The sequence below is a fragment of the Betaproteobacteria bacterium genome, from assembly GCA_016194905.1.
Classification (GTDB): Bacteria; Pseudomonadota; Gammaproteobacteria; order Burkholderiales; family JACQAP01; genus JACQAP01.
The window spans coordinates 29,779-43,787 of record JACQAP010000009.1 but is presented as its reverse complement, the minus strand read 5'-3'; the positions used below and the strand labels follow the sequence as shown (position 1 = coordinate 43,787).

Annotated in this window: 12 protein-coding genes; all 12 read left to right on the top strand. The window is 61.4% G+C overall.

The genetic code is table 11. The annotated features are described in order from the left end of the window. Positions 1-116 precede the first annotated feature (116 nt). The 12 genes from aroC to HY067_05540 all read left to right on the top strand — a co-directional run bounded on the left by aroC (position 117) and on the right by HY067_05540 (position 13,997). Positions 117-1,274 carry a chorismate synthase gene (gene aroC, locus HY067_05595; protein MBI3527426.1) on the top strand — a complete coding sequence of 386 codons (1,158 nt, stop codon included), beginning with the start codon at positions 117-119 and terminating at the stop codon, positions 1,272-1,274. 12 nt (positions 1,275-1,286) lie between these two features. Continuing rightward, positions 1,287-1,832: a hypothetical protein gene (locus HY067_05590; GenBank protein MBI3527425.1), complete on the top strand. Its 546-nt coding sequence runs from the start codon at positions 1,287-1,289 to the stop codon at positions 1,830-1,832. A gap of 25 nt (positions 1,833-1,857) precedes the next feature. Then, the gene (locus HY067_05585; protein ID MBI3527424.1) at positions 1,858-3,018 is read left to right on the top strand and encodes an MFS transporter; all 1,161 of its coding nucleotides are present in this window, start codon (positions 1,858-1,860) and stop codon (positions 3,016-3,018) included. Between the two features lie 64 nt (positions 3,019-3,082). Beyond that, a complete protein-coding gene (gene leuC / locus HY067_05580) occupies positions 3,083-4,492 on the top strand; it encodes a 3-isopropylmalate dehydratase large subunit (protein ID MBI3527423.1) in 1,410 nt (469 codons plus the stop codon). An 8-nt stretch (positions 4,493-4,500) separates the two neighbouring features. Then, positions 4,501-5,142: a 3-isopropylmalate dehydratase small subunit gene (leuD, locus tag HY067_05575; protein ID MBI3527422.1), complete on the top strand. Its 642-nt coding sequence runs from the start codon at positions 4,501-4,503 to the stop codon at positions 5,140-5,142. Positions 5,143-5,212: 70 nt separating this feature from the next. After that, the gene (gene leuB / locus HY067_05570) at positions 5,213-6,283 is read left to right on the top strand and encodes a 3-isopropylmalate dehydrogenase (protein MBI3527421.1); all 1,071 of its coding nucleotides are present in this window, start codon (positions 5,213-5,215) and stop codon (positions 6,281-6,283) included. A gap of 75 nt (positions 6,284-6,358) precedes the next feature. After that, positions 6,359-7,471: an aspartate-semialdehyde dehydrogenase gene (asd, locus tag HY067_05565; protein ID MBI3527420.1), complete on the top strand. Its 1,113-nt coding sequence runs from the start codon at positions 6,359-6,361 to the stop codon at positions 7,469-7,471. A 141-nt stretch (positions 7,472-7,612) separates the two neighbouring features. Further along, positions 7,613-10,363, top strand: a complete 2,751-nt coding sequence (locus tag HY067_05560; GenBank protein MBI3527419.1) for a hypothetical protein — start codon at positions 7,613-7,615, stop codon at positions 10,361-10,363. Between the two features lie 110 nt (positions 10,364-10,473). Beyond that, complete coding sequence (gene truA / locus HY067_05555) at positions 10,474-11,274, top strand: tRNA pseudouridine(38-40) synthase TruA (protein MBI3527418.1); 801 nt, start codon at positions 10,474-10,476, stop codon at positions 11,272-11,274. A gap of 20 nt (positions 11,275-11,294) precedes the next feature. Continuing rightward, a complete protein-coding gene (locus HY067_05550) occupies positions 11,295-11,918 on the top strand; it encodes a phosphoribosylanthranilate isomerase (GenBank protein MBI3527417.1) in 624 nt (207 codons plus the stop codon). Continuing rightward, positions 11,911-13,122, top strand: a complete 1,212-nt coding sequence (gene trpB / locus HY067_05545; GenBank protein MBI3527416.1) for a tryptophan synthase subunit beta — start codon at positions 11,911-11,913, stop codon at positions 13,120-13,122. Before HY067_05550 ends, trpB begins: the two co-directional genes overlap by 8 nt. A gap of 74 nt (positions 13,123-13,196) precedes the next feature. Beyond that, on the top strand, positions 13,197-13,997 hold the full coding sequence (locus tag HY067_05540; protein MBI3527415.1) for a tryptophan synthase subunit alpha: 801 nt from the start codon (positions 13,197-13,199) through the stop codon (positions 13,995-13,997). The last annotated feature ends 12 nt before the right edge of the window (positions 13,998-14,009 follow it).

Below are 14,009 nucleotides of genomic sequence, written 5' to 3'. Positions count from 1 at the left end.
TGCACCCGGTTCGCCCGGCAGCTTTTTCGCGTCATGAAGCCGCGGAACGGCGCTGCGAGAAGGGAGGTAAGCTTGGAGGCCTATGTTAAACTCCAAAAAAGTTTCTATATCCCACCATGTCCGGCAATACGCTCGGAAAGTTGTTCTGCGTAACCTCTTTCGGGGAAAGCCACGGACCCGCGATCGGCTGTGTCGTGGACGGTTGTCCACCCGGACTGGCGCTCTCCGAAGCAGACATCCAGAAAGACCTCGATCGCCGCAAGCCCGGTACATCCCGCCATGTAACGCAGCGCCGCGAGCCCGACGCCGTGGAAATCCTTTCCGGGGTGTTCGAAGGCCAGACCACCGGCACGCCGATCGCCCTGCTCATCCGAAATCAGGACAGCCGCAGCAAGGATTACGGCAATATTTCCGAAACCTTTCGCCCGGGCCACGCCGATTACACGTACTGGCAGAAATACGGCATCCGCGACTTTCGCGGTGGCGGGCGCCAGTCGGCCCGGGAAACGGCCGTGCGGGTTGCCGCCGCGGCCATCGCCCGCAAATGGCTGCGCGAGCATCACGGCGTGGAGATCCGCGGCCACATGTCGCAGCTCGGTCCGATCCGGATCCCCTTCAAAACCTGGGAATCGGTTGACCAAAACCCATTTTTTTCTGCCGACCCCGACATCGTGCCGCAACTCGAGGCATTCATGGACAAGCTGCGCAAGTCAGGCGACTCCTGTGGCGCGCGGATTACCGCGGTCGCGCACGGTGTGCCGGTAGGCTGGGGCGAACCGGTTTATGACAAGCTCGATTCCGACATCGCCTACGCGATGATGGGAATCAACGCGGTCAAGGGCGTGGAAATCGGTGCCGGCTTCGCATCGGTCGAACAGAAGGGCACCGAGCACGGCGATGAGATGACGCCGCAAGGCTTCCTGTCCAACAACGCCGGCGGCATCCTCGGCGGAATTTCCACCGGCCAGGACATCGTCGTGAATATCGCCGTCAAGCCGACATCGAGCATCCGGCTGCCGCGCCGTTCGATCGACAAGAGCGGTGCGCCGACGATAGTTGAGACCACCGGCCGCCACGATCCCTGCGTGGGCATTCGCGCTACGCCGATTGCCGAAGCGATGCTGGCGCTGGTGCTGATGGATCACGCGCTGCGCCAGCGTGCGCAGAACGCCGACGTGCGGACCACGACGCCCAGGATTGCCGCTCAGGCGCCTGCGGGTGCTGCGAGGCAAGATGCCCCGGTGGCCAACGATCCCGATCCCGACGAAGCCTGATCGCCCTTACTCGTGTCCTGGCTGGAGCGCCTAGTCGAAGTCAACGAGAAGGAGTGGCGTCCGGTCGGGTCTATCGCCTTCGTTGCTTCTTCGCTGCTGGTGGTCGTCGTCTGCTATCTCGCCAATACGGGAGAGCGCTGGGTGCACATCCTCGACAGTGCCAATCTCGCTTTTCACGAAGCCGGCCACCCGTTTTTCGGACTACTGCTCTGCGAACGCATCACGGTTTACGGTGGCACGGTCGGGCAATTGGTATTCCCGATAGTGGCGACGGCGACGTTCTGGTGGCGGCGCGAAGCGCTGTCGTTTGCTTTGTGCGCGGCCTGGTTGTTCGAAAATTTCTGGAACATCGCACGCTACATGGCGGACGCGCGCGAGCAAGTGTTGCCGCTGGTGGGCAACGGCGAGCACGACTGGACCGAGATCTTCTCGCGCTGGCACGTGCTGCATCGGGATACCAGCATTGCCGGATTCGTCTCCATCCTGGCCTGGATCGGGGTATCGATCGTGTGGGGCTGGGTGGCGTGGCGCTGGTGGCAAGACCGCGAAGCCGATTGAAATACCGGTTAACGAACGGTTGCCCATGGTTCGCGGTTCCTTCTACCAACGGCTATCCAGCTTCTATTTCTGTTATTTCGCGTTCATCGGCGCGTTCGCGCCTTACTTCGCGCTCTATCTCAAGTCCCTGGGCTACCCGGCTGCGGAAATCGGCTTACTGCTGGCAGTCAGTCCGGTGGCGCGGATTTTCGGGCCGAACCTCTGGGGCTGGCTGTCCGATCACTACCGTGCCCGCGGACAGCTGATCCGACTTACCGCCGTGGGCACCGCAGTGGTGTTCACAGCCGTGTTCTTCAATCGCGGCTTCGGTTGGATGTTCACGGCGCTGTTGCTGCTGAATGTATTTTGGTGCGGAGTACTGCCGCTCGCCGAATCTGCGACATTGAGCCTGGTGGGCTCCCGCGTGGGCGTCTATGGACGCGTCAGGTTGTGGGGCTCGGTCGGCTTCGTTGCGGTGGTGATCGCCGGCGGCTATGGGCTCGATTACTTCGGCATCGGCGCGCTCGCCCCGATGGTGCTCATGCTGCTGGCGCTGATGGCAGCCAGCACTTTTTTCCTGCCGCGAGATCGCGAGCCGTCTCACCATGCAGACCATGCGTCCATCCTCAGCATCGTCGCACGGCCCGAGGTGATTGCGTTGATGGCCGGCTTTTTCCTCATGCAAGTTGCCCACGGACCCTATAACGCTTTCTATTCGATTCACCTGGTCGAGGCTGGCTATTCGAAAAAAGCGGTCGGATGGTTGTGGTCGCTGGGCGTGATCGCGGAAATCGGGCTCTTCGTGCTGCTACCAAGGCTAATGCGTGCCTATAGTCTGAACCAGATACTGCTGTTCAGTTTTGGCTGCGCCTTTGTGCGCCTGCTAATGATCGGCTGGGGAGTCGGGTCGCTGTGGATTTTGCTGGCGGCGCAGTTGTTGCACGCCATTACCTTTGGCGCCTTTCATTCCGCGGGCGTGGCGATGATGCATCAGATTTTCCGCGGCCGTAACCAGGCGCGCGGCCAGGCGATCTACACCAGCCTGGGGTACGGATTGGGAGGCACGCTGGGTACGCTGATGGCCGGCTATTCCTGGGAAACCCTGGGTTCCGAATGGACTTTCACTTTCGCCGCCACAGCCGCCCTGCTCGCTCTGATAGTGGTGGCCTGGAAGCCGATTTCCCTGCCGGTCCGACCCGGTTCTTAGCGTACGAGCCCTGCCGTCTGACCAGCGGCTTGTGTCATAATTTCCGTTCGCTTCGAGTCACCCAATGAATCCGCAAACTCTCTACGACAAGCTTTGGGCCAGCCATCTGGTGCGGCAAGAACCGGATGGCACCGCACTGATCTACATCGATCGCCACCTGGTGCATGAAGTCACCAGTCCGCAGGCTTTCGAAGGGCTGAAGCTTGCCGGACGCAGGCCCTGGCGCATCGATTCGGTGGTCGCCACGGCCGATCACAACACGCCGACCCAGCACTGGGAACAGGGCATCAAGGATCCGATCTCGCGCCTGCAGGTCGAGACCCTAGACGCGAACATCCGGGAATTCGGCGCCAAGGTCTATTTCCCATTCCTCGACAAGCGGCAGGGCATCGTGCACGTGATCGGGCCGGAGCAGGGCGCAACGCTGCCCGGCATGACCGTCGTCTGCGGCGATTCGCATACCAGCACCCATGGTGCATTCGGCTGTCTGGCACACGGCATCGGCACTTCCGAAGTCGAGCATGTGCTCGCCACGCAATGCCTGATGCAGAAGAAAATGAAGGGCATGCTCGTCGAAGTCGATGGCCCGTTGGGTCGCGGGGTTACCGCCAAGGACGTTGCGTTGGCGGTGATCGGCAGGATCGGCACGGCGGGCGGCACCGGCTATGCCGTCGAATTTGGCGGCAGCGCCGTCCGCGGGCTGTCGATGGAAGGACGCATGACCTTGTGCAACATGGCGATCGAGGCCGGTGCGCGGGCCGGCATGGTCGCCGTCGACAACACGACCATCGAATACCTGCGTGGACGCCCCTTCGCGCCCAAGGGGGATCTGTGGGACAAGGCGGTCGCGCACTGGCGGACGCTGACAAGCGACGAGCACGCGCGGTTCGATTTCGTCGTGCGGCTGGATGCGCGCGAAATCAAGCCGCAGGTCACGTGGGGCACATCACCGGAAATGGTGGTGCCGGTGGATGGCCGCGTGCCCGATCCGGACAAGGAGAAGGACGAGACCAAGCGCGAAGGCATGGAACGCGCGCTGACTTACATGGGACTCAAGCCGAATACGCAGATCACGGACATCCGCATCGACAAGGTATTCATCGGTTCCTGTACCAACTCGCGCATCGAAGACTTGCGGGCTGCCGCTCGTGTCGTGCGCGGCCGGCGGGTCGCTTCAAATGTACGGCTGGCGATGGTTGTGCCCGGCTCCGGCCTCGTGAAGGAGCAAGCCGAGAAGGAAGGACTCGACAAGATCTTCGTTGCAGCCGGCTTCGAGTGGCGTCAACCCGGCTGTTCGATGTGCCTGGCAATGAACGATGATCGCCTCGAACCGGGCGAACGTTGCGCTTCGACGTCGAACCGCAATTTCGAGGGACGTCAAGGCGCGGGCGGGCGTACCCACTTGGTCAGCCCGGCGATGGCGGCGGCAGCGGCGATTGCCGGCCGGTTCGTCGACGTGCGCTCGGATTTATAGGCAACGCCATGCAGAAATTCATCCGATTGGAAGGGTTGGTCGCGCCGCTGGATCGAGCCAACATCGATACCGACGCGATCATACCGAAGCAGTTCCTGAAGTCGATCAAGCGCTCCGGTTTCGGCGTCAATCTGTTCGACGCCTGGCGTTATCTCGATCACGGCGAGCCGGGAATGGACACGGCTAAACGCAAGCCCAATCCCGACTTCGTGCTGAACCAGCCGCGCTACAAGGGCGCGAGCATTCTGGTGGCGCGCAAGAATTTCGGTTGCGGCTCTTCGCGCGAACATGCACCCTGGGCCCTCGACGACTACGGTTTTCGCGCACTGATCGCGCCCAGTTACGCCGACATCTTCTACAACAACTGTTTCAAGAACGGTTTGTTGCCGATCGTGCTGCCGGAAACCCAGGTGGACAGGATATTCCATGATGTCGCGGCGTTTCCGGGCTTCCGGCTGGTCGTCGATCTCGGTGCCCAGACGGTCGCCTATCCCGACGGCGACCGGGTGTTCGGCTTCGAGGTGGACGCCTTTCGCAAGCATTGCCTGCTGAACGGGCTGGACGATATCGGACTCACGCTGCGCCATATGGAAGAAATAAGAACGTTCGAGGCCAAACGCCGCATCGAACAACCCTGGCTGTTCAGTTGACGAATTATTGTGAAAACACCGGCCGGGGCAGAAACAGATGCCCCGGTTGTTTTTTTTGAGAGAACAAAACATGAAAATCGCGGTATTACCCGGCGACGGGATCGGTCCGGAAATCGTCAGGCAGGCGGTGAAGGTGCTGAAGAGCCTGGCGCGCGACGGTTTGAACATCGAAATGGAAGAGGCGCCGATCGGCGGCGCCGGCTATGACGCCGCCCAGGACCCGCTGCCGCAGAGGACGCTGGCGCTGGCGAAGGCGTCGGATGCGGTGCTGCTGGGTGCGGTCGGCGGTCCCAGGTACGACACGCTGCCAAGGCCGATGCGTCCGGAGCAGGGGCTGCTGCGCATCCGCAAGGAACTCGGGCTGTTCGCCAATTTGCGCCCCGCACTGCTGTACGAGGAACTGGCCAACGCCTCATCACTAAAAACCGAGATCGTCGCTGGGCTCGACATCATGATCCTGCGCGAACTGACCGGCGACATCTATTTCGGGCAGCCGCGCGGCGCTCGCAAGACCGACAACGGCGAGCGCGAGGGTTTCGACACGATGAAGTACAGCGAATCGGAAATCCGCCGCATCGCCCGTGTGGGGTTCGACATCGCGCGCAAGCGCGGCCGCAAGCTCTGTTCGGTGGACAAGGCCAACGTGCTCGATACCAGCATTCTGTGGCGCGAAGTAGTGATCGAGGTCGCCAAGGATTACGCCGACGTCGAGCTGTCGCACATGTACGTGGACAACGCGGCCATGCAACTGGTGCGCGCGCCCAAGCAGTTCGACGTGATTCTGACGGGCAACATGTTCGGCGACATTCTTTCCGACGAAGCGTCGATGCTGACCGGTTCGATCGGGATGTTGCCGTCGGCGTCACTGAACGCAAACAACAAGGGTCTGTACGAGCCGATCCACGGCTCCGCGCCCGATATAGCCGGCCGCAACGTTGCCAATCCGCTGGCTACCATTCTGTCGACGGCGATGATGATGCGCTACACCTTTGGCGAAGAAGCGGCTGCAAGCCGGATCGAGTCCGCCGTGAAGCGCGTACTCAAGCAGGGCATGCGCACGGCCGACATTCACGAAGCGGGCACGAAAAAGGTCGGTACCGAAGAGATGGGTGAAGCGGTGTTAGCGGCGCTGCATGCTTGATCGGCAGCAATCGGCGAACGGTTTGAAGTGGCGGTGGGACGTTCTGTTCACTGTTCGCGCATTTTGGGGATTGAGATGAGACGAGTTGGCTTGGTAGGTTGGCGGGGCATGGTCGGGTCCGTGCTGATGCAGCGCATGCAACAGGAACGCGATTTCGACCATGTCGATCCGGTGTTCTTTACCACGTCGCAGGTTGGCGGCAAAGGTCCCGCGATCGGCAAGGACGTCTCCGCTCTGAAGGATGCACGCGACCTCAAGGAACTGAAGGCGATGGAGATCATCATCTCCTGCCAGGGCGGCGACTACACCAACGAAATTTTTCCCAGGTTGCGCGCGGAAGGGTGGAACGGCTATTGGATCGACGCGGCTTCTGCGCTACGCATGCAGAAGGACGCCGTGATCATCCTCGATCCGGTCAATCGCGATGTCATCGATGCCGCGCTCAAGCAGGGAGGAAAGAATTTCATAGGCGGCAATTGCACCGTGAGTCTCATGCTGATGGGCATGCATGGCCTGTTCAAGGATGGACTGGTGGAATGGGTCACCGCGATGACCTACCAGGCAGCCTCCGGTGCCGGCGCGCAGAACATGCGGGAGCTGTTGTCGCAAATGGGGCGTCTGCACGGCGCGGTGGAATCGCTGTTGGACGATCCGGTTTCCTCGATTCTGGAGATCGACCAAAAAGTGTCCGAGGCCCAGCGCAGCAACGCTTTTCCGACGGAGCATTTCGGCGTGCCCCTGGCCGGGAGTCTGATCCCGTGGATAGACAAGGATCTCGGCAATGGTCAGAGCAAAGAGGAATGGAAGGCCCAGGCGGAGGGCAACAAGATTCTGGGACGCGAGTCGAATCCTGTTCCGATCGACGGCGTTTGCGTTCGTATTGGCGCGATGCGCTGTCACAGCCAGGCACTGACGATAAAGCTCAATCGGAATCTTCCTATTGAAGAGATCGAAGGCGTACTGGCCGCTGCTAATCAGTGGGTAAAAGTGATTCCCAACCGGAACGAATCATCGATTGGGGAGTTGACGCCGGCCTCGGTCACCGGCACCCTCGCTGTACCGATAGGCCGCCTGCGCAAACTGCCGATGGGCGGCGAGTACCTGATGGCCTTCACAGTGGGGGATCAATTGCTGTGGGGCGCGGCCGAGCCGCTGCGGCGGATGTTGCGTATTCTCCTTGCGCGATAGGGGTGAGAACCAGTTTTTACGCTGCAAGACCTTAAAAAATCTGGAATTGCCGGGGAATGTAAGGCGAAAGATGAGCTTGCATCTCTAAATCCATGATGTTATTTTAATTACCTCAAACAAAAAACGATCAGGGTGAGCGCTTTGGGCATCACGTCTCTTCGCGCGTGGATAGTCGCCGCGTCGTTGCTTTCAATCTGCGCGGTATCGCATGCAGCAGGTCTCGGCAAGCTTAAAGTCACGTCGGCACTCGGCGAACCGCTCAAGGCGGAGGTCGAGCTAGTAGCCGAGAAGAATGAGATCGGTTCTCTGGTCGCACGCCTGGCCAGTCCGGATGCTTTCGAGCGTGCGGGGCTGGCCTATTCGAACCTGATGACCAGCGTCAAGCTCAGTATCGAAAAGCGTTCTGGCGGCGAGCCCTATTTGCGGCTGACGTCGACTCAACCGGTCACAGAGCCCTTCGTTGATCTGCTTATCGAACTGACTTGGTCCTCCGGCCGGATCAGCCGCGAATTCACTGTACTTCTTGATCCACCATTCGTCATCGCGGAACGCGAAAAGCAGAAGGCTGCGGCCGCCGAAGTGCGTGCTGCCCCGACTCCGGTACAGCCCAAGGCGGAACCGGTTCCCGAGCCGGCCGCAGAAACTTCGAAACCTGAAACAGCCAACGCCGAGGAGCCTGCGGCTCAAGCGCCGGCCGAACCTAAGCCGGCACCGGTACCAACGGCTCCGGTCGAAACTATCGGCGGGACCCAGCCGACCCTGCTTAACGAAGGAAGCGCATTGCCTAGTGGCGCAAAGTCCGCGCCCAGTGCCGACGCTTACGGCCCGGTCAAGGGCGGCGATACGCTTGGCAAGATTGCAAGTGCGACCAAGCCCGCGAATGTCAGTCTCGAACAGATGCTGGTACTGCTGGTCCAGAACAATCCCAACGCTTTCTCCGGCAAGAACATGAACCGGTTGAAGACCGGCAAGATTCTTCAGTTGCCGACGACCGACCAGTTCGCCGGCATTTCCGAAGCCGACGCTCGCAAGGAAGTGAAGGTCCAGGCGCGCGACTGGCGAGCTTACAGGGAACAATTGGCGGCGGCAGCAGGGCACGCGGTTCCCGCCGAGCAACCAGCCCAGCAGGCTGTTTCCGGCAAGGTAGGCGTCGCAGCCGAAGATAAGGCGGCATCCGCCAAGGAGCAGCCGAAGGAAGTCCTGAAGCTATCGAAGAATGAACCGGCCGCTGCCGCTGGAGCGACTGCCGCCGGGGTTGCGGGCGGTGACGCCAAGGCGGCTGCACGTGGTCGTGCATTGGAAGAAGAAGTCGTCGCTCGCGACAAGGCGATCAGGGAATCCAACGATCGCGTAGCCAAGCTGGAAAAACAGATCAGAGATCTGCAGGCACTGCTGGAAATGAAGAACAAGGGCATGGCAGATCTGCAAAAGCCTGCTGTCGCGCCGTCAGCGACAACACCTCAAGCGCCTGCTCAGAAACCTGCTCCTCCGCAGGCCGCGGTACCAACGACACCCGCCGCGGCGACGCCACCGGCGTCCGAAGTGAAGCCGGTGACACCCGCGGCGCCCGTGACTCCTCCGACTCCTGCGCCCAAGAGCGAGAGTGCTCCTGCGCCTTCGCAGCCGGCACCGGCGCAACCGAAGCCGGCTCCCGTCAAAACGACTCCTGTGCCCGCCCCTGAACCCAGCTTGATGGATCAGGTCCTGGCACAGCCGGCCTATCTCGGTGCGGCCATTGGCGTGTTGATCATCATCGGCGCCCTTGCGGTGCGCGCCGTCAAACGCCGGCGTGAATCGAAGTCCGACGCCGAAGAATCTGGCCCTGCGAGGGCTTTTGCCGAATCATCGGCGGCTGCAGCAGTCCGCGTCGATGGCAACGTCGGGGCAAGCGCCGAAGCGGCAACAAAAACTAGCGAGGAAGTCGACCCGGTAGCCGAAGCGGAGATTTTCCTTGCTTACGGTCGCGATGCGCAGGCCGAGGAGCTGCTCAAGGAAGCGCTGGAAAGCTCTCCAAAACGCCACGAAATCCGTCTTAAGCTGTTGCAGATTTACGCCAATCGCAAGGACGCCAAGTCGTTCGAGAAGGTTGCGCGCGATCTGCAGCAGGCCACCGGAGGCGCAGGCGAAATTTGGAATCAGGCGGTCGCCCTTGGCTATCAGGTCGATCCCGAGAATTCCCGTTATGCGGCAGGCAAATCTGCCGCGGGCGCAGCGGTCGTTGCAGGTGCCGCGGCAGCGGCAACCGCTGCTGCGGAGAACGTGGACTTCAACATCGGTTCCGCAGACTCGACAGCCACAACCACCGACATCGACCTGGGTGACGCCGGCAGCCAGTTCGACCGAACCCAGATCATCGATCCTGCTGTCGAGGCGGCGCACGATTCCACGGTCTCTTTCGCTGCGATGCCTGCGATGGACCTCAACGTCGATCTGCCTTCCTCGGGCGTATCGGGCGCAGAGCCGGAGGCCCCGCATACGGCCAGTGCTTCAGGACTTGATTTCGACATCGACCTGAACTCGCTTACGGCGCATTCGGGGGACGCTGCGGCCTCGCCGCCCGAACCTGCCGCAGGCGGAGGTCTTGATTTCGACATGAGCGGGCTGTCGCTGGATGCCCCAAGCGAGCCCAAGTTGAAAAGTGCCGCTGCACCACTGGAAATCGATTTGTCCGGAATCAGCCTGGATCTCGGCACGGAGACGGCACCGGCGATATCGCCGACCGGAAAGGACGACCACTGGTACGACGTGCAGACCAAGTTCGACCTGGCCAAGGCTTATCAGGAGATGGGGGACAAGGACGGCGCGCGCGAAATCCTCAAGGAAGTTCTGCAGGAAGGCGACGCCGAGCAGAAAACCGCGGCCCAGTCGGTGCTCTCCAGCCTGGATTCCTGATCGTCGGACCGGCGCAGTGGTTTGACGCCGCTGCCGCTTGCTGCACAATCCCTGCTTTACGGCAACGCGCAACGATCGGCTGCGATCCGGTCCCCCCCACGGAGCGTGTCTTGAGAATAGTCCTTGGCCTGGAATACGACGGCAGCGCCTTCTGTGGCTGGCAGACTCAGCCGCAGGCCTGCGGAGTACAGGATTCGCTTGATGGCGTCCTGTCCGAGGTTGCCGGCGACCGTATAGTCACAGTATGTGCCGGCCGCACCGATGCCGGCGTGCATGCTCTGGCGCAGGTGGTGCACTTTGATACAACCGCGCAACGTCCACTCAGCGCGTGGACCCGGGGCGCGAATGCGCTGCTGCCCGAAGCTGTATCGGTGAACTGGGCAAAGCAAGTCGGGGAAGATTTCCACGCCCGCTTCTCGGCAACGGGCCGGCGCTATGTCTACTGGCTGCTCAACCGGCCGCAGCGTCCGGGACTTATGCACAAACGTGTCGGGTGGTTCCATCAGACTCTCGATATCGATACCATGCGACGGGCCGCGCGCTGCATGATCGGCGAGCACGATTTCAGCGCGTTCCGCGCCGCCGAATGTCAGGCCAAGTCGCCGGTGAAAGTGCTGCGCGAGCTGCAGATAACCCGGCGCGGCGAAACGATCCGCTTCGAGTTCGCGGCAGATGCCTTCCTGCAGCATATGGTGCGCAACATCGTCGGCAGCCTGGTAACCATCGGCTGCGGCCGCCAATCTTCCGAGTGGATGGACGAATTGTTGCAAAGCCGGGACCGCACTCGTGCAGCTCCCACCTTTTCTCCTGCGGGGCTTTACCTCGCTGCGGTGGACTACGATGCGGTATGGGCGTTGCCGCCTCGCCCTGACGTCGAAGCTGTCGAGGATGCGATGCTCGCCGGCGCCTGATCGTCATTCCACAGAAAATCATGGCTACCGCCGTCAAAATCTGCGGAATCACCCGTGTGGAAGATGCGCTTGCCGCCGCGCATGCCGGCGCGCAGGCGATCGGGCTGATCTTCTACGCCGGCAGTCCGCGCTTGGTGTCGCATGACGTCGCGCGCCGGGTGGTCGACGCGTTGCCGGCGTTCGTTACCCCCGTGGCCTTGTTCGTCGATGCCAAGTCGATTGATGTTGAACGTGTTATCAGCGAAGTGAAGCCGCAACTGCTCCAGTTTCACGGTGACGAGACCCCGCAATTCTGCGAGCGCTTCGGTTTTCCCTATATCAAGGCAACCAAGGTGCGGCGAGGGGTGGATTTGTTACAATACGCGCGCCGTTACCGGACCGCGAAAGGTCTGCTGCTCGACGCATTCGTGGATGGCAGCCACGGCGGGACGGGATCCACTTTCGACTGGGAGTTGATCCCGGATCAACTTCCCCTGCCGCTGATTCTCGCTGGCGGCCTGCATCCAGACAATGTCGCCGATGCGATACTTCGCGTTCGCCCCTGGGCGGTCGACGTCAGCAGCGGTGTTGAAGCGGCAAAAGGCATAAAGGACGCGGCTAAGATAGCCGCCTTCATTCGAGGAGTGAGAAATGCAGATGTATGAGGCTTTGAAGGCCTACAACCTCCCCGACGCGCAAGGCCACTTCGGACCCTACGGTGGCGTGTTCGTCGCGGAGACGCTGATGCACGCTCTCGGCGAACTGCGCATGCAGTACGATCTGATGCGCAAGGATCCCGAGTTCGTCGCGGAGTTCGAATCCGAACTCAAGCACTACGTGGGCCGCCCCAGCCCGGTCTATCATGCCAGGCGGTTGTCGCAGCACTGTGGCGGCGCGCAGATCTGGCTCAAGCGTGAAGACCTCAACCACACCGGCGCGCACAAGATCAACAACACCATCGGCCAGGCGCTGCTCGCGAGACGCATGGGCAAGAAGCGCATCATCGCGGAAACCGGTGCCGGACAGCATGGCGTAGCCTCGGCCACCGTGGCCGCGCGCTTCGGCATGGAATGCGTCGTCTACATGGGCTCGGAAGACATCAAGCGCCAGTCGATGAATGTATTCCGCATGAAGCTGCTGGGCGCCACCGTGGTGCCGGTGGAGAGCGGTTCAAAGACGCTGAAGGACGCGCTCAACGAAGCCATGCGCGACTGGGTGACCAATGTCGAGAACACGTTCTATATCATCGGTACCGTTGCGGGTCCGCATCCCTATCCGATGATGGTGCGCGATTTCAACTCTGTCGTAGGTCGGGAACTGCGCACGCAGATGCCGGAGGCGATCGGGCGTCAGCCGGATGCCATCCTCGCCTGTGTCGGCGGCGGTTCGAACGCAATCGGTGCTTTCTATCCCTACATCGAAGACAAGGACGTGCGCCTGATCGGCGTGGAGGCCGGCGGACTCGGACTTGCCTCGGGCAAGCATGCTGCTACCTTGTGCGCGGGCAAGCCCGGCGTTCTGCACGGCAACCGCACGTATCTGATCCAGGATGAAAACGGACAGATCATCGAGACGCATTCGATCTCGGCGGGCCTGGATTATCCCGGCGTCGGTCCGGAGCACGCGTGGCTCAAGGATTCTGGCAGGGCGGAGTACGTTGCCATTACCGACGACGAAGCGCTCAATGCCTTCCATATGCTGACGCGCATGGAAGGCATCATGCCGGCGCTCGAATCGGCGCATGCGGTTGCTTATGCGATGAAGCTGGCATCCACCCTGTCCAGGGACAAAGTGTTGCTGGTCAATCTGTCCGGCCGCGGCGACAAGGACATGAATACCGTCGCCGAACATTCGGGAATGAAGTTATAGGAAGGAGGATCGAGGGACGAGTAGATTCAAATCTTTTCCCGTAATCCCCAGTCCCTCATCCCTAACCCCTCAAAATGTCGCGCATTCCAGAAACGTTCAAGAAACTGCAGGCGCAGAAAAAGAAAGCGCTGATTCCCTTCGTCACGGCCGGCGATCCCACACCGGCCATGACCGTGTCGATCATGCACGCGCTGGTCTTCGCTGGTGCCGATATCGTCGAGCTGGGTGTCCCGTTCTCCGATCCGATGGCCGACGGTCCGACGATCCAGCGTTCGAGCGAACGCGCCCTCAAGCACGGCGTGGGATTGAAGGACGTACTTGGATTCGTGCGCGAATTCCGCACCTCGAACTCGACGACGCCGGTGGTCCTGATGGGTTATGCAAATCCGATCGAGGCAATGGGTCACGAATCCTTCGCCGCGTCGGCGCACGAAGCCGGGGTCGACGGCGTGCTGGTCGTCGATTGTCCGCCGGAGGAGAGCAAGCAACTCGTAGAGTTGCTGAAGAAGCGTGGACTCGATTCGATCTTTTTGTTGTCACCGACGTCGGAAGAGGGTCGCATTGAGCAGGTCGGCCGGATGGCGAGCGGCTATATCTACTACGTATCGCTCAAGGGCGTGACCGGCGCGGCCAACATCGACCTGCAGGAAGTGGCCGCGAAACTGCCCCAGATCCGCTCCCATATCAGGCTGCCGATTGGCGTGGGCTTCGGCATTCGCGATGCGCAGACCGCCAGGGCGATCGCGTCGGTGTCGGATGCGGTGGTGATCGGCAGCCGGCTGGTGCAGGAGATCGAATCGTCCAGCCCCGACCGGGTGATCGGCAATCTGTCGACGCTGCTTGGCGGCATCCGCCGCGCCATGGACGAGGCCTGATGCCCCCCAATG